This window comes from Ignavibacteriota bacterium, assembly GCA_016707525.1.
GTDB lineage: Bacteria > Bacteroidota > Ignavibacteria > UBA10030 > UBA6906 > JAGDMK01.
Window position 1 is genome coordinate 77738 of record JADJHP010000002.1, and the last position, 19786, is coordinate 97523.

Annotated in this window: 15 protein-coding genes, 1 tRNA gene and 2 pseudogenes; 7 read left to right on the plus strand and 11 right to left on the minus strand. The window is 58.6% G+C overall.

The genetic code is table 11. The features are described 5' to 3' along the window. Positions 1 to 96: 96 nt before the first annotated feature. Positions 97 to 2817, minus strand: a complete 2721-nt coding sequence (locus IPI01_03920) for a hypothetical protein (GenBank protein ID MBK7256958.1) — start codon at positions 2815 to 2817, stop codon at positions 97 to 99. An 883-nt stretch (positions 2818 to 3700) separates the two neighbouring features. Here IPI01_03920 and IPI01_03925 point away from each other — a divergent pair. The 3 genes and pseudogenes from IPI01_03925 (at position 3701) to IPI01_03935 (ending at position 6444) form a co-directional block, all read left to right on the plus strand. Further along, positions 3701 to 4276, plus strand: coding sequence for a DUF3267 domain-containing protein (locus IPI01_03925; protein MBK7256959.1), 576 nt, complete (start codon positions 3701 to 3703; stop codon positions 4274 to 4276). Between the two features lie 145 nt (positions 4277 to 4421). Beyond that, positions 4422 to 5383: pseudogene (locus tag IPI01_03930) on the plus strand (aldo/keto reductase). 218 nt (positions 5384 to 5601) lie between these two features. Next, positions 5602 to 6444: an RMD1 family protein gene (locus tag IPI01_03935; protein MBK7256960.1), complete on the plus strand. Its 843-nt coding sequence runs from the start codon at positions 5602 to 5604 to the stop codon at positions 6442 to 6444. 162 nt (positions 6445 to 6606) lie between these two features. Here IPI01_03935 and IPI01_03940 read toward each other — a convergent pair whose 3' ends face one another. From IPI01_03940 to IPI01_03960, 5 genes are all read right to left on the minus strand, one after another. Next, positions 6607 to 6984, minus strand: coding sequence for a discoidin domain-containing protein (locus tag IPI01_03940; GenBank protein ID MBK7256961.1), 378 nt, complete (start codon positions 6982 to 6984; stop codon positions 6607 to 6609). A gap of 20 nt (positions 6985 to 7004) precedes the next feature. Continuing rightward, positions 7005 to 8396, minus strand: a complete 1392-nt coding sequence (locus tag IPI01_03945) for a family 20 glycosylhydrolase (protein MBK7256962.1) — start codon at positions 8394 to 8396, stop codon at positions 7005 to 7007. Beyond that, a complete protein-coding gene (locus IPI01_03950) occupies positions 8290 to 8781 on the minus strand; it encodes a hypothetical protein (protein ID MBK7256963.1) in 492 nt (163 codons plus the stop codon). Before IPI01_03950 ends, IPI01_03945 begins: the two co-directional genes overlap by 107 nt. A 232-nt stretch (positions 8782 to 9013) precedes the next feature. Further along, entirely contained in the window at positions 9014 to 9220 is a 207-nt protein-coding gene (locus tag IPI01_03955) for a transposase family protein (protein ID MBK7256964.1), read from the minus strand. Between the two features lie 454 nt (positions 9221 to 9674). Beyond that, positions 9675 to 9758: transfer RNA gene (locus IPI01_03960), tRNA-Leu, on the minus strand. 550 nt (positions 9759 to 10308) lie between these two features. Here IPI01_03960 and IPI01_03965 point away from each other — a divergent pair. The 3 genes and pseudogenes from IPI01_03965 to IPI01_03975 all read left to right on the plus strand — a co-directional run bounded on the left by IPI01_03965 (position 10309) and on the right by IPI01_03975 (position 13351). Continuing rightward, entirely contained in the window at positions 10309 to 10911 is a 603-nt protein-coding gene (locus IPI01_03965; protein ID MBK7256965.1) for a helix-turn-helix transcriptional regulator, read from the plus strand. 167 nt (positions 10912 to 11078) lie between these two features. After that, positions 11079 to 11272: pseudogene (locus IPI01_03970) on the plus strand (carboxypeptidase regulatory-like domain-containing protein). 390 nt (positions 11273 to 11662) lie between these two features. Beyond that, positions 11663 to 13351: a TonB-dependent receptor gene (locus IPI01_03975; GenBank protein MBK7256966.1), complete on the plus strand. Its 1689-nt coding sequence runs from the start codon at positions 11663 to 11665 to the stop codon at positions 13349 to 13351. Between the two features lie 86 nt (positions 13352 to 13437). Here the strand turns inward: IPI01_03975 and IPI01_03980 are convergent, their stop codons facing one another. Next, on the minus strand, positions 13438 to 14469 hold the full coding sequence (locus IPI01_03980) for a nucleoside 2-deoxyribosyltransferase (GenBank protein MBK7256967.1): 1032 nt from the start codon (positions 14467 to 14469) through the stop codon (positions 13438 to 13440). A gap of 145 nt (positions 14470 to 14614) precedes the next feature. On the opposite strand from IPI01_03980, the gene IPI01_03985 reads away from it, so the two are divergent. Continuing rightward, the gene (locus IPI01_03985) at positions 14615 to 14764 is read left to right on the plus strand and encodes a hypothetical protein (GenBank protein MBK7256968.1); all 150 of its coding nucleotides are present in this window, start codon (positions 14615 to 14617) and stop codon (positions 14762 to 14764) included. A 78-nt stretch (positions 14765 to 14842) separates the two neighbouring features. Here IPI01_03985 and IPI01_03990 read toward each other — a convergent pair whose 3' ends face one another. From IPI01_03990 to nusB, 4 genes are all read right to left on the minus strand, one after another. Continuing rightward, positions 14843 to 17155 (minus strand): PBP1A family penicillin-binding protein, encoded by a 2313-nt coding sequence (locus IPI01_03990; protein MBK7256969.1) that lies wholly within the window; start codon positions 17153 to 17155, stop codon positions 14843 to 14845. Between the two features lie 11 nt (positions 17156 to 17166). Next, positions 17167 to 17892 (minus strand): UDP-2,3-diacylglucosamine diphosphatase, encoded by a 726-nt coding sequence (locus IPI01_03995; GenBank protein MBK7256970.1) that lies wholly within the window; start codon positions 17890 to 17892, stop codon positions 17167 to 17169. 128 nt (positions 17893 to 18020) lie between these two features. After that, positions 18021 to 19271 carry an MFS transporter gene (locus IPI01_04000; GenBank protein ID MBK7256971.1) on the minus strand — a complete coding sequence of 417 codons (1251 nt, stop codon included), beginning with the start codon at positions 19269 to 19271 and terminating at the stop codon, positions 18021 to 18023. Beyond that, entirely contained in the window at positions 19268 to 19777 is a 510-nt protein-coding gene (gene nusB, locus IPI01_04005; protein ID MBK7256972.1) for a transcription antitermination factor NusB, read from the minus strand. Before nusB ends, IPI01_04000 begins: the two co-directional genes overlap by 4 nt. Positions 19778 to 19786 lie beyond the last annotated feature (9 nt).

Sequence of the window (19786 nt, forward strand, 5' to 3'; positions counted from 1 at the left end):
GGGGGGCGTGATGATGTTCACAATGCCGTCACAGAATACTGTTGACACTTTGCCCAGGCCGAACGACCCGAGGGTATAGCTACCCGTTGCCAGGTGCTACTTCAGAAGCAGTGTTACCGGTCCGTTCCCCGGACACTCGATCGAGAACGTTCCTCCCTTGATCCTGATCGCCTTGCCGGATCTCTGGTTCCTCAGGTTCATCGGGGTCGCGCTGCGGAATGTGCTGCCTTCAGGCAGCCTCACGTCACAGTGTACATGCCGTCCGGATGTCTCCCACAGGCGCAAGAGCACTCCTTCCGCGTTTTCCACAGGCCCGAAGGCTGTGACCGCAACGCTCCGCTCCGAGACTTCCACTCCCGCGCATGTGAGCGGGTGCTTGCCTGCAGGGCCGGATGCAAGTGCGGCGTAGAACGGCGTCATGAGATCTTCCGAGGGCACGACCAGGCTCGTCGCCGGATCGTATTTCCTAAAAGGCCAGAGATAGAAATGAGCCGACCAGGAGCCCTCGATCCATTCTGTAAAATTGGTGCTCCACTGGTTATTGAAGAGGTTGAAATACACGTTCGCCCTCTTTGGAATGAAATCCCCGCTCCAGGTCCAGAGCCCGGGACGGTCCAGGCTCACCGCGGGGGCGTCAAGGGAGGTGACGGCGAACCCGGCACCATTCTTGTCAAAAAGCGCCACTCCGTGCTGGGTCATGTAATAGTCGAAGTTGCTCCCTTTGACGAAATCCTTTGACGGGTCGGCAATGCCACCCAGCCTCCCGACGCGGAATTCCGGATCGTCGATACTGAACGGGAAGGCCAACCACCCGGCCTCCGGCCACGGCTCCGCCGGCTTTGCTTGCATGCTCCATGTGATCTTCAGCGCAGGTTTGCCGGCTTCCAGCTCATACACAAGCGTGTATGCGTGCGGGATCTTGTCTGTGGATCTGAACAACGCCACTGCGGCAATGCGGTTTCTGTCGGCCTCCCAGCGGATCACGGGAGCCGTACCGGCTGCAACGAAGCCGGGCCGGTCGTCCAGGTTGGGCCGCCCGAGCTCCGCGGGAGCCCAGTCCCAACCACCCTTGATGTACGCTTTGGCGTATGCATCGACCTGTGTTTTGTCAAACTTCTGATAGACATAGCCGCCAAAAGGCCAGGCGGCTTCGGGTGCGTTCAACGTGGGACCGGCAAAGTTCTTGCTTGATGCTGCGATCATTTCACGGCCAGTTGCCTTTTCGATGACCGATACCAATCTCCCTCTCTCCCGGTCCAGCTTCACAGCGAGGTACTCGTTCTCGAGTATGCCCTGACTTGAGTCATGGGAAACCGCTGTAGTCTTGGCTGATGCAGGGGCATCCGACGGGACGTACGTGCGGTACCCCATTCCCGGGACGTTCCGCACTTCGAACCGGTAGACATTATCCTTGTTCTCGAGTGGGACCAGGTCGCCCGTTGCGGCATCCTTCAATGCCCGGATTCCTGTGCCGGAGTGGGCACGCAGCTCCACCATCCCTGAACGGGGATACGGAAGCGGATTGTAGACGATGATCCTGTTGCCCTCCACGTTCACATTGGCGGCAAAGGCTGCAAGGTGCTTCTGCAGCGCAGGGACCGTTCTCCGCGCTGCCTGGAGGACGTGGTCTTCCTTTTCCTGCCAGGAATGTTCGATCATGTCATAGTCACCGAGCGCACGATGCGCGAGGAAGTCATCATCATACCGCCAGATGCCGGAATGCCCGTGGCTCATCGCCATGCCGAACGTGTGCTCCGCAAACAGCAGCAGGTCTTCGTACGCCGGGTTCAGGGCGGGTTCGGGGACAGGAGTTCTCCTGGAGAGCAGGCTATTGAGCGTTGACGTTGCTTCAACACTCTTCAGGTCCTGCAACGTACGGCTGTACTGGCCGAACTGTTTTGGCATGGACATGTAGCCATGGATCCAAGTGTCCGGCATATCGCCGCGGACAACAGGCAGCTTCGGCTTCTCCTTCATGAGTGCGTCATAGAAATCAGACATGCGTCCCACCCGGATCCGGGCGTTGGGTGCAAGCTCGTGGGCTTTCCGGAGCGTCTCCTTGATCTCTTTGAGCGACGGCGCACCCAGGTTGTCATTCGTGTGAATGATGGCGAGCCACGATGTGAACGGCCATCCTTCCGGCGGAATAAGGTCGGTCCCATAGTATCCGCCCCAGTAGAGCGTCATCAGGCGCGAACCATCCGGTCCTTCCCACCAGAACAGCAACGGCACTTCGGGCGATCGTGACGCGGCATTGCAGCCGATGTGGAGGAACTTGATCCCGGCCTGGTTCAGGGCGGTGGGGAGGATCCAAGAATGACTGGGAACATCCGTGAGCTTGGCATCGATCGGCAGGTCCAGACCGTAGCTTCGGGCGATCTCATCCGAGAACCGGAATCCGCGAACGAGAAGTTCGGGTGTCATGGATTCGGTCTCGAACGTGCACGGAAGCGCATGCACGGCGAACTTCCCCCTCCGAATCGCGTTGCCAACCCTGCTGCGGAGAGCGGGGTTTCGCCGGAGGATCTCTTTCATCGGATACCCGGAGAGCGTCCAGGTGAACTGTTGCTGCTTCCCGAGACGGGCGGTATTCTCGATCCCCTGGAGTGCTCCTTCGATCAGGGTGGAGCCGTATTTGTCCAGCACGCGCTCCGACAGGTCGGTATAACCATTGTCGAAATGTGTTTTGAACACGATGACGATATCTTTCAACCTGGTATTCATGCGTGTCTGTGCCGAGGATGTGAACGTGATCAATGCCGCAACACATACTGCGGAGAGGAAGATCCGGAGGATCGATCCGTGTGCAGTGGTCATATTAGTCGGATGCGTTTTCATCTGATGTGAGAGGCTTGAAGGTGAAGCAACGTGAATGCGGGAAATGTAAGGCGGATTGAAGCGAGAAGCAAAACGTCAGGGTTTTCTGCAGGCAACAACTACATTCACAAGATGTGATGCCGTATTGCAGCAACTCAGTGCCGGTAACGGAAAGATCATACTTTGCGAAACGTTTCGGGGTAGGAGTGATGCGCTCCCAAGAGAGGGCCCCGGACCGGTATCGATACTGCAGAATGCGGATCGTGCCGGGGAGCACGCCATGTGGGATGAAAGGAACGTGCCCCGATATCTGACCTGGACTGACGCATGGGTGATCCCAGACTGACTGAATCGATGGCTTCAGTAACATAACTTGCTTCCTATGCAGGATTTTCCGTAACTGGGTTCCGTGCGTAACATGACATACCTCTTCGTGACACTTCGTTGCTTACGAACCGTATTTTCTCAACGATCCGTCGATAGTTAACTGAGAAAAAACGATCGTCCAGTCAGAGGTTTGGATCAGCCATCTTGGTGGTGCCCAGGATCCGAATGAGCTATTCACAAGAGCCCATCTCGATTTGCCAGCCTACAGTGGTACGTATCCGGTCAGCCGTTGAATGCCAATGCGCCTGTATTGATGTTACAGATCTACGATACACCAACTCCGGCCCACATTACTTCAACGACATATGTGATCAAGGATAGGGCGTTGCATCAATGAGCACGGTCACGGTGTGAACAGATGCCATGCAACACCGGCATGGCATGGCGAAGGATATTCACTCCGAGCGGTGTTGATCGGGTCTTGATCGTGAGTATCTTGATGATCACGAAGAGACCATGAAACAAGGAAGGCAGATGATTCACAAGGAACGCGTATATGAGCCCTGGGAATTGCGGTCAATGGGGTGCCTCTTCATCGACAAAGCGCACCATAAGCATTCTGCATGCTAATGGTCTGTCAATCGCGGTGCTTGTTGCCCTGGGTGTCCCTTCTCTTTTTCTTTTCGCATTGAGAGCTGACATTCATGTCAAAGATGTGATTCTCGCTGCACTGGATACCGGGCTGCTGGAGAGCATGATCATACTGCTCGTATTGATCGGAGGGATTCTCGCTCATGAACTGATTCATGGGTTGTTCTTCTCGCTCTACGCGCACAATGGTTGGAAAGCGATCTCGTTCGGAGTACTGTGGCAATATATCACACCCTATTGTCATTGTTCGGCCAGTCCCTGGTTCATTGCTTTCACTAGCACCGACGGTCATTCTCGGAATGATTCCGCTCTCTCATTCGTTGTTGTCAACTCTCACATCTTGCTTTTTGGTCTTTGCTTCATCGCGGCTGGATCCGGAGACATCTTGCTTGTGTTGACTTTGAGAAAAGAACACGGCGGGTGTCATGTTCTGGATCTGAAGGATGAAGTTGGATATGTGATATTTCATCGCAGCACATGATACCGACTGACCAGCACCCGGGTGTTCTGCGCGTTCAGAGAATCACGGCAGATTGTGGGCGTCTGGATCACTGCCATACTTCGCCCATCAGTCTGTATGGCTCTATGCTGGATCCAACATTCAGAGCAATGGAAGGACAAACATCATGCGTCAACGTAGAATGGGGCAACAGGGGTTACAGGTATCGATGCTCGGCTTGGGCTGTATGGGAATGTCTGAGTTCTACGGGACGGCCGATGAGAACGAATCAATCGCAAGTCTCCAGTGTGCTCTCGATCTGGGGATCAACTTTCTCGACACCGCTGACATGTACGGTCCATTCACCAACGAACGGCTCGTTGGAAAAGTCCTCAAGGGCAGACGCGATGAGGTCATCATTGCCACCAAATTCGGAATCCATCGGGACGAACAAGGAAAGTATTTGGGCATCAATGGACGGCCCGACTACGTGCGCTCTGCGTGTGATGCTTCTCTGCGCCGTTTAGGGGTAGAACATATAGACCTCTACTATCAGCACCGGGTAGACCCGCATGTGCCGATCGAAGACACGGTCGGCGCAATGGCTGAATTGGTGCAGGTGGGCAAGGTGCGCTTTCTCGGGCTGTCTGAAGCGGGCGCACAAACCATCCGCCGTGCGCACCGGGTGTATCCCATCAGCGCTGTTCAAACAGAGTATTCATTGTGGAGCCGCGACATCGAGACCGAGATCCTGCCTGCTCTCCGCGAGTTGGGCATAGGCCTTGTGGCTTACAGTCCGCTGGGGCGGGGCTTCCTGACAGGCCAGATCAAGCGTTTCGAAGATCTGGCTCCCAATGATTTTCGGCGTCAATTGCCACGATTTCAAGAGGCGAACTTCCCCAAGAACCTGGAGTTGGTGGAGCGAGTGACCAGTATCGCCAGCTTGCCCTCGCATGGGTACTGGCGAAGGGTAACGACATTGTTCCCATCCCTGGAACAACACGGCGCAAGCACCTCGAAGAGAACGTTGCCGCTCTTGAGGCTGAGCTGTCAGCGTCGGAAGTCGCCTCACTCGAAGAGGTCATGCCTCCCGACGTTGCCGCCGGCACGCGCTACTCTGAGGCTTCAATGAAGGGGCTGAATCTATAGTTGTGCTCCGCAGGGCAACGAGTTACAGCCGACGGAGCTCCGCACCTCGACCACTGATTGAACATCCTTCACGTGCGTTGATGGTAAACGCGTGATTCAAATCATGCGAGCCGGCACGCGCAGTGAACGAGGGACATCGCTCCCGGCACAGCCTGTGCCCCGCCCCGGAACAACCATTTTCTTCGTATATTGTCCGCACGGACTCAACGGAGAAAAGCATGAACGACTCTGCACCGATAAAAGCGGTCGTCGAAACGATCGCTGTGAAAGCGTTCGACATAGCATCCTCGTACGATCTGCCCAAAGCGCGCGAGATCCTGGAGAGAGAACCCTCGGCAAAAGTTGTCAAACCTGATCCGCTGATGGTTCAGTTCGAAGAAAAGAAGATGCTGATGGTGTTCAGGTACGGCGCGATCGTCTTCTTTAATATCGAGCCGATCCAGATGCGGCGCCTCACCGCACATCTGAAACCAAGCGCCAGCAGAGAGAACAAGATCAGCAGCGAAGACGATTTTCTCCTGTATATTTCGAACCGGCAGAAGAAACCCAAGGGGACCAACGAGTGGCATATCAAGGAATTCAATCGCGATATGGCTCTTGTTGTGGGCGTTGTGCTGAGCAGGTCAGTCTCATTGGAATACTATGAGAAGCTTGTGGGAGACGCCCTTGAGCAATTCCAGCAGACCATTGCGACGCTGGCGACAAAAGGATGGATCCCGCGTCGTCAGCGGGAGGCCGTGAAGCAAGTGGGGTTTGCGCTGTCGGTGGAATACGATCTGGCGTATGACGTTGCCATTCTCGATGATCCCGATACGCTCTGGGATGGTGGTTCAAGAGTGGAACAGCTGTACGCGGGCCTGAAAAGGGAGTTCGACCTTGAAGACCGGATACGGATCATCCAGCAGAAGATCTCGATCATTTCGAGGTTCAGCACATTTGTGGTGTCCCGACTCGAATCCCAGCGCGCCATGTATCTTGAATGGATCATCATTCTTCTGATTCTCTCGGAGATTCTGATGGCGTTTGCCGTGAAAATGATCGCCGCTGGGCGGTGTCGCTGACTGTGCCAGGTCGACAGGAATAGAAGGCATGAAGCCACAATCGCTGCGGAACAGGATCGGCACATACCTGATATCAATGGGCTGTGCCTTTCTCCAGACGGTCAATGCCTGAAGAAAAGCAAATTACTAACTCAACATTGGTAGCGGCACAGGGTCAGGTCACTACCGCACAAGAATTTCGTCAAGGAAGATCCACGCGTTGCTCCCCTTGCCCGGGTGGTTCGGGGGACAAGTGCCGGGGTTCCGGGCGGTAACCTTCACGTATCGGGCCTCGACCGGCTGAAACGGCTTCGTGTACCGGCCAACGCGGGTCTCCTGGTCCCGGCTCTTCGGATCCTTTGTCCAGCGATCCACACAGCTGAACTGCTTGCCGTCCGCGGAGACCTCAAAGACGATCTGTGTCGGCTCGAAGATCCAGCTGGCGGCATTGACAAGGTACCCCAGAGAGATCTCCTGAATCGTCTTCCGGCTTCCAAGGTCCACCACCGCCTCGCAATCCTCTCCTTCGAACCCGATCCAGGTCCCGTTCGTGAAGCTCATGCCTCCCAGGATCCCGTCGGTCAATGTGGCACCGCCCCTCCGTATTTTGAACTCGGTTCGTTCTTCAAGTGGATAGGAGCCCGGAATGCATCCGTGATCCCAAACGATGTTTCGGTCCCGACAGCGGCATCAGCGAAGAACATGCCTGCCCTGAAGTTGAACGGTAGGGCAAAGCGTGTGGTCCCGGTGAGCTCCGGGGAGTTGCTGTTTGGCGCCGAGCCATCCAATGTGTACCGCACGGTCGCCCCTTCGGCAGGATCGTTTCTCCGGAACGAAATCTCGACGCTGTCCCCCGATGAAAAAGGGACCATCGTGAACGTCGGCAGCTCGATCCAGACCTGCTTGATCTTCAGAAGGTCCAATGCCTCATAGTGTTCTTTCAACCTTGTGGTGAATTCGTCCCATTCCTTCTTTTCATCGCTCCAACCCACCTCTGCGAGGGCAAGCAGCCGCGGGAAGATCTGCCGGTCCATCCGAGGCTCGGTCCGGTCGAGATGGGACCAGAAATTGGCTTGCACCCCCAGGATCCTGGCTGCCTCTTCCGGGCTCGCACCACCCGGGACCGGCTGGAGGCCGTACACCCTGTTCGTTGGGGTCGTCTCGTAGGAGTAGTCAAAGTAGCAGTGGGAGGTCGGTGACATGATGACGTCGTTAGCCCTGATGATCGATTGGAGAAGGCCCTCGTGCGACCAGCTTGTGGTGCCGTCACCGGACCCGCGCCAGAACATCACCGTCGCCGTCGGGCTGAGTCCCCCTTCCGTGATCTCGTCCCAGCCGATCAGTTTCTTTCCCCGGGCGTTCAGAATTGTTTCCACGCGCCTTATGAACCAGCTCTGAAGCTCCTCTTCGTCCTTCAATCCGTTCTGCCTGATCGCCTTTTGACAATCGGGGCACGCCTTCCACTTTGTCTTCGGGACTTCATCGCCGCCGATGTGAACATACGGGGAAGGGAAGAGTTCGATGACCTCCCCAAGCACGTCTTCGATGAAGCGGAACGTCGATTCCTTTCCGGGGCAAAACACCTCTTCATGAACCCCGGGCCTCATCGTGAAGGGATGGATGACCACTTTTTCCCCGGTGCAGGAGAGCGTGGGGTATGCGGCGATGGCGGCCAGGGCGTGGCCCGGCATTTCGATCTCGGGTATCAACTCGACATTCCGCTCGCCGGCGTACCGGAGCAGTTCGCGAATGTCCTCTTTTGTATAGAAGCCTTCGTGTTCCGGTCGCTCGCGGAACGACGGGTCGAATTTCGATCCCGTCTCGGTCAGCGCGGGATACTTGCTGATCTCCAGCCGCCACCCCTGGTCATCGGTGAGATGCATGTGAAGATTGTTCATTTTGTAGAACGAAAGGGCATCGATATACTTTTTGGTGATCTCTTTGTTCCAGAAGGTGCGGCTGTAGTCGATCATCAGGCCTCTCCAGGAGAAGCGCGGAGCGTCGATGATCGTGAGGCAGGGAAGGCTCCATTCGACTCCCGCGGTCTGTGAATCTCGCAGGATCTCTGTGGGAAAGAGCTGACGCATCGTCTGGATCCCCAGACGATCCCGCGGGATGTAGGAGCGGTGAGGCGCACCCCGTCTGGTGTGATGCGAAGTTCGTAACTTTCATTGCCCGAGGAGAGGTCTTCGCCAATTTCAACTGAATGATGTTTGTCCCCGACCCTGCCACATTGACCGGCAGTGCATAGCCGCTCGCGGGTGAAAGGAACCCTCTCAGGAGCTCTGCCTGTGCAAGCAGCTCGCCATCGGCTTCAATCGACGTTTCCTCGGTCATCCGGAACTCTCCATCGGTCATCACGATGGCGTTGGGCTTGGGAATGATCCGGATGCCCGTCTGGCCTCCTCGCCGGGGGGGGTGGCGAACAGGAAGCCCAGAGACCCAGGACAAGGGTCGACAACATGTACCTCATATGGCGGGCTGAGAAGCACGAGGATCTCATCATTCTCCTTCTGGTGATGTGGCAAATGGGTTCGAACGGTCCGCCGGTGCCCAGGGAATTTTCCGTCAGATGATTCGGAGATCAGTTTCAATGTGACCGTGTCGAAGATCTCACCGTTGAGCAGTTCACTCTCAGGTTTCCGTTGAATGATTCGATGTCGCCATTCTCCCAGGGGCTTCCCGGTTCGATGAACAACGTTCTGGTGTCAACGCTACTCAACCACTCGCGAACAGAGTCGGCGATGGACTCCGGACCGTTGTCGGATCGCAGGTGCTCGGGTACCGATCGCTTCATGAACTTCTAGCCACCTCTTTCGATGGCCGAGGGGTAAGCCCCCTTGAACAACAGCTGGATGCCATGTCGCATGCGCTTCAGAGGAACGAGGATTCCGTTCGGGAGATACTACGGCTTACCGAAACGGGGATCAAATGAGAGACGGTTCTACCTCGTTTGAGGACCTGAAATTGAGAAGGAGCGGTTGTGCGCGGAATATGGCAAGATCAAGAAGATTTGTTCGAACCGAGCTGCGGTCGAGGATGCGACCAGTGGAGCCGCCCGATCTATCTCGGGTTTGAGGAAGAACCTGGATCATGCAACCATCTTTGAGAAAAAGATGATAAGGAAGTGTGAGGATGGGATCGTTGTTAACCGAAAGGCGGACGAGATGGTCTGCAATCTGGTCCGGATACCGAGAATCGAAAACCCCGTTCTGGAATCTCTCCGAAACGGGGTCTCTCAATCAAATGTGTGCCCGGAACAGGACTTGAACCTGCACGACCTCGCGGCCACTAGCTCCTGAAGCTAGCGCGTCTGCCAATTTCGCCATCCGGGCGGATTGAACGTTTATCAAGATACGGCATTGTATCGAAATATTCAAGGTCTCCGACGGAAAATCGTGGGGGCTGTGTATGCACCGCCCCCACACGGCCCTGCGCCCATGGTAGGGCCCGATCCGTGCCGTGGCAGGGCCCGGGTCCCGGAGGCATTCCTGTCCCGCCCGTTGCCTCACAAAAGCGAGTCGAACGCCCCGTTGCGTCCCCGCGGGCGGTTCCTTACCTTGAACAACCATGCTCCTCGAATCCCTCAGGCTCGCGATCGATCTCCTCTGCCTGGCGGCAGGCCTCTCGGGCATCCTGCTTGCCGTGCTGGTCTATATGCGCACGCCCAGCCCGCTGATCGCCGATCATGCGCTCACCCTCGGCGTCTGGACCATCAATCAGTCGCTCCTGATCGCATTCTTCTATCTGAATGCCATCCTCCATGTCGTGAACCCGGGTGTGAACGCCGCGATCAACGATGCGAGCTATTTCGTCAGCGGCGTGTTCGCCGCTCTCCTTATTCGTCTGTTGCACGCCTACTTCCGGCGTATCCCGGGAAGGACCATGACCGTCCTCATGGCGCTCTGCGCCCTCACTGCCCCCATCCCGACATCCCTCCTCGCGAGGATGTATCCCCTCTGGGGCTCCGCACTCGATGTGATCGAGGCGATCAAGCTGGCGTCCTTCTATGTCGCGTTGGTCGCCGTGGCATGGTACCTCTGGCGCGCCGCAGAGAATATCGTGTCCGATGAAGTGCGCAGGATGCTGCGCCTGCTGGCCGTTGTGCAGGCCGCGTTCTATCCCGTGATGCTCTGGGAAGGGAGCGGGTTCTTTCATGGCTCATTCTTCGTCCCCGTGAGTTCCTTCTCGCTGTTCTACGGCATCATCAATCTGCTCTGGCTCTACTTTGTGAGCCGCCACATCGAATTCCCGGTGGTGCAGTTCGTCAACGCCGACAGGTCGCTGGAGCGCTTCGTCGCACTGTTCGAGATCTCCGAACGCGAGAAGGAGATCGTGTCCCTCCTCCTCGACGGCTGTAGCTATAAGGAGATCGCCGAAAAGCTGTTCATTGCCCATGAGACCGTGAAGTCGCATGTGACGAACATCTACCGCAAGGCAGGCGTGAAGAGCAAGATGGAACTGGCCAAAGCGGTCAGAAACAGCTGATCCCCCGACTGGCGATTCCTCGCCAGTCGGCCCCCGCGGATACCATTCACCCCTTCTCCCGATACCCCAACTCTTCCCGGCTTCGTATCTTTCGTACGTTCAACAACCAACGGAAGAGCTCTATGCGTACATCAGTTTCATCGATCATCATAGTCCTGACTGCGATCATGCTTGCGTTGCCACATCCCGCCCGCGCCCAGGCACCCTCGGCGGGCACGGTCAAGGGGACCGTTACCGACCGTGTGTCGGGATCGCCACTTCCAGGCGCCCACGTCATCGTCCGCGGCACTCAACGTGGTGCGGCCACGGCCGCCGATGGCGGTTACGCCATCCCGCAGTTGCCCGCGGAATGTATGTCCTGGAATTCAGGTCGGTGGGGTACGAGCGGTTGGTGTCCACCGACGTCGTTGTCCGTCCGGACCGCACGACCACGGTGGATGCCGGGTTGATCCCCGCACCGATCGAAGGGGAAGAGGTGACCACGACCGCGGGGTATTTCCAAACGGGTTCGGTCGATGCGCTGAGTGCCGCCACATTCTCGTTCGAAGAAGTGCGGCGCTCGCCAGGGTCGGCCGGGGATGTCAGCCGCATCATGACGGCGCTCCCCTCGGTGGCCCGCGTGAACGATCAGCGGAACAGTCTGGCCGTACGGGGAGGCAGCCCGTTCGAGAACGCGTTCTACATCGATAATATCCCCGTTCCGAATATCAATCACTTCGCTACACAGGGTGCCACGGGGGGGGCGCTCGGTATGCTGAATGTGGACCTGCTCGAGAGTGTCACGCTCAATGCCGGCGGGTTCGGCGCCGCCTGGGGCAACCGCCTTTCATCGGTCATGGAGATGCATCTGCGTGAAGGGTCCCGCGACGGGTTCGCGGCTCAGGTGAACATGGATATGACAGGTTTTGGTGGGGTTGCCGAAGGGCCCCTGGCCGACTCGTCCGCGTCGTGGCTGCTGTCGTTCCGGCACAGCTATCTGGACCTGCTTGTGCATGCGTTCTCGGTGGGGAATACCGTTGCCCCACGCATGATGGATGGACAGGGAAAGGTCACGATCGACCTCTCGCCTAACGACCAGGTGAATGTGCTCGAGATGTTCAGTCAGGACCGCCTCTCGACCGATCACGCCACGGCGGTGGAGAACGAGATGATGTACTACGGGGACCAGAACAACCTTCAGAATTCAGCAGGGGGGACCTGGCGGCACCTCTGGGGCGCTGCAGGAGTCTCACACCTCACGCTTTCGCACACGGTCATGAAGTTCACGGAGACCTTCCGGGACATCGGCTCGCAGGAGATCCTCTTTGCGAACAGATCGGACGAGCAGAGCCTGGACCTGCGCAATACCAATCGGTTCGCCCTGGGCCGCAGCGGGTCGATCGAATGCGGGGTGGACCTGCGCCGGGAGGTGTCCACGTACGACAACAGGTTCGGAGCCACGACGGATCAGCTCGGGACGCCCACACCTGAAGTGCGGATCCTCCGCGACCTGTCCACGACCACGGCCGGTGCATTCGCGAGCCTCTCCGTGGAGCCGGTGAAGGATCTGACCGCGACGGCAGGAGTGCGGGTGGATCACTTTGGCTCTTCAAGCCGGACATGGCTTTCACCGCGGCTGGCGGTCATGTACAAGGTGTCCGATCTCACGACGCTGAGCGCGGCCGCGGGCCTCTATGTGCAATCGCTCCCCCACGTGATCCTGTCGCAATCGGCGTCCACGTCGGCCCTGCGTGAGCCCGATGCCCGGCACCTGGTCCTTGGTGTGGGCCACTTGCTGTCCGAGGATACACGTCTGACCATTGAAGGGTACTGGAAAGGATCCCGCCACCTTCCGGTTGATGTGGCCCAGCCCCAGCTCTTCCTGCTTGACGAGATCTTTACCGGGTCAACGTTCATTGGGAACCATGCTGCGATCAGCGATGCCGGCGAGGCAAGGGCGTACGGTATCGAGGTGATGCTTCAGAAGAAGCTCGCACGCGACTTCTATGGCCTCGCAAGCCTGTCGCTCGGGCGGTCGCAGTACAAGGCGCTCGACGGCGTCTGGCGTGACAGGGTCTTCGACAACCGGGTCTCCTTCTGCATGGAAGGGGGATACAAGCCGAATGAAAAGTGGGACTTCAGTCTGCGGTGGGTCTATGGCGGCGGCGTGCCGTACACGCCTCTCGACATCGTTGCGTCAGGGAAGATCAATGCGGGTGTGCTGGATGCTTCGCGGGTGAATGGTGAGCGGCTTCCGGCGTATCATTCGCTCAATGTGCGGGTGGACCGGCGGTTCAACTTCGACAGGTCCAGCCTGGTGGTGTACTTGAGCGCATGGAACGTGTACGACCGTCAGAATGTGGCGTCGTATTTCTGGAACAAGATCACGGCGTCGCCGGATACGGAGTATCAATTCGGGATGTTGCCGATCCTGGGCGTGGAATACGAATTCTGGGCGTAGGGCGGTGCTGCCTGCCAGTGCCCGGAGATGGAGCGGGATCGAATGCTTGCGGCGGGATGCTGCGGGGAGAGGGTGCGGCAGACTCGTCAACCGGCGGCGTCGTTGGTCCGTCGCACTTCATCCAGCATCGCCATATAATTCGGGTAGCTGACGTACTCGGGGATGCTGTTCCCCGACCCGGCACAATAGCCCCCATTGTATCCGGCTTCACGGATGTTGCGACGGACCTGCGCGCGGACCTCTTCCTCCGTCCCGCGGCTCAACATATCCACATCCACATGCCCGATCAGGCAGAGCCGGTCGCCATACCGCGCTTTCACCTCGGCAATGGCCATGGCCTTCGGCTCGATGGGGTGCAACGCGTCCACCCCACAGGCGATGATGTCCTCCATGACATCCCAGAGGACACCGTCCGTATGATAGATGAAGGGCTTGCCGGCTGCGCGGGCAAGGTCGCCGACCTTCTTCAGCCACGGGAAGAAATACTTCCGGAGCAAGGCAGGGGAGACCATCAACCCGGAGGCGTACGCAATGTCGTCGCTGTACCAGAGGATGTCCACCGCCGGATGCGCGGCCATCCTCTCGAACATCGCAATGACGATCGCGCCCACGCGGTTGTTGAGTTCCTCCACAAGTCCGGGCTCTTCGAAGACCGCCATGGAGAAGTTCTCGAACCCCATCATCTCCCAGGTCATCGTGAAGATGTCGCCGTACTGTCCGCAGACCCCCATCCCCGCCGGCAAGAGTGCCCGGACCGCATCGAACCGTTCGTAGGAGATGTCCGCGCTACGTGGAAATACGTAGCGGTGGAGGTCGTCCATGGATGTGATGACCCCGGTCCCTTCTGATGCCCACTTGCGGACGACTGTGCCGTCGCCGTAGGTCATCACATTGGCGTTCCCCCCGGCCTTCCCCGGGTTGAAATCGACGATGGGTTGAAGTTTGATGTAGTCGTAGCCGGCCGTGTGCCAGAACTCCACATCGTCTGCCAGCGTGACAACCGGGCGGCCGAGGAAGCGCTCCTTGATCACGGGATGGATGCCGAGCTCGACGTTCGGCACGTGCGACCCCTTGCCGCGGCGGAGGGTGGTGATGAGTTGATCGATGTCGGGGCGCATGAGAAGAAAGTGGATGGTTAAGAATTATTAAGTAACATCGGCTGCACTGAGTTCGTATATTCATGTGACCGATGTCACAGCGGTCGGGGGTCTGAAAAGCTACATTGTACTAAACACCTCAACGAACAGGGGAGAGAGAACGAACATGAAGAAGATCTGGACAGTCGCCGCACTTATCGCAGTTGCCACCATCCCCCTGATCATCGCCAACAGCAAGGCTGACCGGAAGAAGCCGGTGATGCCTGTTGCCGGCGATGCGAATGATATCTTTGAATGGGAGCTGAAAGAGCAGTAATCACTACCTGAGAACCATCAAGAGAGAAGAGCAGGCGTTCCGGTCATGCCGGGCCCTGTTCTTCTCTCTTTTTATTGCTTAGAAACTGATCGTCCCCTGCCCCTCTTCCCCCTCTTTCCATTTCGACGTGGTATGCTTGTCGCACCGGCCGGGAAGCGTCTTCGTGGTGAAGAATTCGGTCGTAGTTGAGGGGCAATACTGTGTCGCAAGCTTCTTCGTCTCGGTGCAGATGGTCTCCTGCAGCACCCCCGCAGGCCGCTCGAAGTATTGGAGCGGCATCGCGATGTCCGGGTCCTCGTACACGTACTTCATGAAGCGTCCCCAGACCGGGGCCGCGGCGCGGCCGCCCTGCCCATCCCACGTTTTGAAGCGCACGCTCTTGTTGTCGAAGCCGACCCACACCGATGCGCTGATCTGCGGCGTGAAACCGACGAACCAGGCATCGGCGAATTCCGACGTCGTGCCGGTCTTCCCGGCTGCAGGGAGCTGGAAGTAGTCGCGCACGTGGCTCCCGGTACCGCCGTTCACCACACCTTCGAGCATCGAGGTCATCAGGAATGCGGTCTCTTCGCTCAGCACTTCCCGCTGCATGGGGAAATTCTCTTCGATGATGTTCCCGTCCTTGTCCTCGATGCGGAGGATCGACGACGGCTCGACGTAGACACCATGGTTCGGGTACACGCCGAATGCGGCAGCCATTTCCAGGGGCGACACCTCACCGGCGCCGAGCGCGAGCGATTCATACGGCGGCAAGGGCGATGTGATCCCCATGCGTTTTGCGTAATCGATCACCTTGTTGATCGGGGCAATGGACTGGACCGCGCGGACGGCAACGAGGTTGAGGGACATCCGGATGGCTTCGCGGATGGTGCTCTTGCCGCTGAAGGTCATGTCCGAATTCGAGGGGGTCCACCGCTTGCCGTCGGGCATGAAGATCGTGACGGGCTGATTCAGCAACTCGAAGGTCGGCGGGTACCCGTTGTCGATGGCGACGGTATACACGAACGGCTTGAATGCCGAACCGACCTGCCTGCGGATCTGGGTGACGTGGTTGAGTCCGTACTTGAATTGCTTGAAGTTGGCGCCACCCACCATCGCGATGATGCCCCCGGACGTCGGGTCGATCGCCACGAATCCGATCTCGATCTGTTGCGCGACGTGCATCATGGAATCCAGCCAGGGGCGGTCCACTTTGAGTGCCTGATAGACGCTGTCGCGTTCGCGCGCAGTGCCGGCGTTGCGGTACATGCCCGACGTGCGTATGGACTGGTCGATGACGAAGCTGAGTGCCTCACGTTCGCGTGACCAGTTCCATTCCTTGTCGAACAGGCCCTGGTAGATCGCCAGATGCTCTTCCACCGCATGGTTGGCATGGCGTTGCATCCGGCTGTCGAGCGTGGTGTACACCGAGATGCCGTCGCGGTAGATGTCGAAGCCGTACTTCTCGGCCTTCTCGGAAAGCTGCTGGCGGATGTACTCCACGAAATGCGGCGCGATCCCCGCGCGTGCGAATTCGTCGGTGGCCTTGAGCTGGATCGGGACCGCCTTCGCCCGTTCCGCTTCCTCTTCTGTGATGTAGTCGTATTTCAGCATCTGTCCGAGGACGACATTCCGCCGACCGACCGCGCGTTCCGGGTGCCGCGTCGGATCGTAGTACGCGGGGCCTTTGACCAGGGCGATGAGCATCGCCGTTTCCGGCAGCGTGAGTTCCTGAACGGTCTTCCCGAAATATTGCTGGGAAGCCGATGCGATGCCGTACGAGCCACGTCCGAAATAGACCACGTTCAGATAGAACTCGAGGATCTCTTCCTTCGTGAAATTCCGCTCGAGCTGGATGGACGTGATGAACTCGCGGATCTTGCGGGTCACCGTGTCGAATGCGTTCTTGTCGTCGTGTCCGAGATACAGGTTGCGTGCGAGCTGCTGGGTGATGGTACTCGCGCCTTCCGGACGGCGGAAGAGCGTGAGGGCGTTCTTGATCATCGCCTTGATGAAGCGGATCGCATCGACGCCCCAGTGACTGTAGTAGTCCTTGTCCTCGGTGGCGATGAGCGCGTTCTGGACGGTGATCGGGATGTCCTTCAGCGCGACCTGCGACCGGTTCTTGATGAAGAACTGGTCCAGCACTTCGCCGTCAGCGGAGAAGACGCGCGTGGAGAGCTCCGGGCGCGGGTTCTCGATCTTCTCGAGGCCGGGGAGTCCGGAGAACAGATACCAGGTGTACACGCCGAGGATGATCGCTGCGGGAAGCCCGAAGATCAGGAGCGAGCGGAGCCAGCGGCGCGGCGTAGCGGCAGGCGTCTTGTTCCCGCGCTGGCGCCGGAACTCGGGATCGTTGAAGTAGCGGTCCATGTCTTCCGGGGACAATGGCCCCGATCGTTTCTTACCCATCCTGTGCCGTCCTAGCTGCCGTTCCAGGTTTCAAGCGTTATCGTGCCGTTCTTCAGAACGGCATACGTGTGATGCGTGATCCAGTCGCCGAGGTTGACGTACGTGCCTGCGCCGACCTGCTCGATGTGCGGCTGATGCCGGTGGCCCATCACCACGATGTCACTGCCGGCAGCGATCTTCTGTGTGGCGAAGGCGAGCAATCCTTCTTCTTCGCCGAAGTCCTTGTGCGATGTGTACGTCCGGCTCGTGCGCGACGATCCCCTCGCGAGGGATACCCCGAGGTCCGGGTGCAGCCATCGATACGCCCGGATCGCCATGCGGTTCCGGAGCACCGGCTTGATCAGCCGGTAGCCAAGGTCCCGCGTTGCCAGCCCATCGCCATGATGGAGGAACACCTTCTTCCCGTCGAGAACAAGCTCGCAGGGGTCGAGGTAGAGTTTCACGCCGAGTTCGGTAGGGAAGAAATCCCCCATCCAGAAGTCATGGTTCCCGGCCACATAATGGACGGGGATGCCACGGTCGGTGAATGCCTGCAGGGCTGTGAGCGTGCGGTGGAAGCCCTTCGGTATCACGGTCCGGTATTCGAACCAGAAATCGAAGAGGTCGCCGAGGACACACAGTTCCCCGGCCTGCGGAAGAACCCCATACAGGAACGACAACAAGCGGTCTTCTTTTTCCCGCTCCGCCTGCCGGTCGCCCAGCCCCAGATGTACGTCGGAAATGAAGAATACTGACATGGTCTCAATTTAGGAAAAGTATCCATGGGGGGCAAGAACGCCGAGGCGCAAAGAATGCCCGGAAATGGGGCGATGCAGTGGCCGCGATGCCCTCGAGCCCCCTGTGCGGCCTTTGCCCCGTTGCGTCACTACACCTCCCGTACGCCACGGAGGAGCCACAGACCTGCCACGAAGAAGATCCCTACCGAGAGTGCCGCCACGCGTTCCCCTGTGAGGTCGGCCATGATGCCGAACATCAGTGGGCCTATCACTGCCGAGGCCTTTCCGCAGAGCCCGTCAAAGAAACCGAAGAACTCGGCCTCACGGGTCCGCGGTGTCAGGAGCGCCATCAGACTTCTGCTGGCGGATTGGGATGAGCCCATGGCGACCCCTGCGCCGAGGGCGACGGCATAGAATTGTGCCGAAGTTTGCACGAAGTACGCACCGATGACGATGGCTATCCAGATGACCAGGGTGATCGCGATCGTCCGCTTCGGGCCGATCTTATCGGTGATGACGCCGAAGACGATGGATCCCACCACGGCACTGGTCTGCACCACGGCGAAGAACCCGATGATCTCGGTGTCCGACATGGCCAGCACCTGCTGCGCGAAGACCGCCGCAAACGCGACGACCGTCAGGATGCCGTCATTATAGATGAAGAACGCGATGAGAAAACGGGCGAGGGCGGGATGCTTGCGTTCGATGAACAGTGCGCGGAAGGTGCTGCCTGCCCGCTGGATCCCGGCACGGTACAGTGATGGCGGCGGCGGCCCGGCCAGAGGCGGTTCCGGCACCACAAAGAACAGTGGCAACGAGAAGACGAAAAAGAACGCGGCGGCGAGCAGGAACGTGGAGCGTACAGCGTCCAGGTAGCCGGGGTCGTCGGATCCGGGGAGGAGAATGCTCGTGATGACGAGTATTGCGAGGGAGCCAAGGTAGCCCATGGCGTACCCGTATCCCGAGACCCGTCCGTAGCTCTTGCGTGTGGTGATGCCGGGAAGGAAGGAATCGTAGAACACGATGCCGCCTTCGAACCCGACATTCGCGATGATGAACAGCACCATCGCCGTGACGATCATGCCCGGGCCCGTGAGAGAGAGGAGAGCCGTGCAGACGACCGCAGCGAGCGTGAACAGGAGGAGGAAGCGCTTCCGGTTACGGGAGAAATCCGCGGCGGCGCCCAGCGGGGGGGCGAGCAGGGCGGCGATGGCCATGGAGAGGCTTACGGCGAGGCCCCAGAGCCAGCGTTGGCCACCGGCGATCTGGCCGATGAAGTACCGCGGAAAGATGACGGTGACGATGATGACGGAGAATGCGGTGTTGCCGAAATCGAAGACCGTCCAGCCGATGATGCGGGACCGTTTCCTGAACGACCGCACGAGAGCCGGCTCCCTCACGGCGCAGGCTTCCGTGTCTTGGATGGACGTTCGGCAGTATCGCCTTCGTAGAGTCCGCGTCCGGCCTTGGTGACGGCCCCGTCGCCAAGTTGTTCGGGCCCGACGTTCTTGATGTCGTTCAGGACGGCATCCAGGACGCCGTTCACGAACTGTCCGCTCCGTTCCGTGCTGAAGAGCTTGGCGAGTTCGATCGCCTCGTTCATGGTCACTTTCGGCGGGATCTCCCGGAAGTAGAGGAGTTCGCAGATGCCCATGCGCAGGATAAGGCGGTCCAGGATCGCGATGCGTTTGAAGTCCCAGTTCGCGACGCGCGCCTTGATGATCGTATCGATGTCCGCACTGTGCTTCACCGTCTGTGTGACAAGGTTCTTGGCGAATTCATGCGCGGCCTTGTTGTCCTCGAGGCCCGTCAGCACGCATGCGAACACATGCTCCAGCGGGTCCCCTGCGATCTCGTGGGCATACAGTGCCTGAACGACCTTCTCTCGAATGATGCGACGTCTCACCTTCCAACA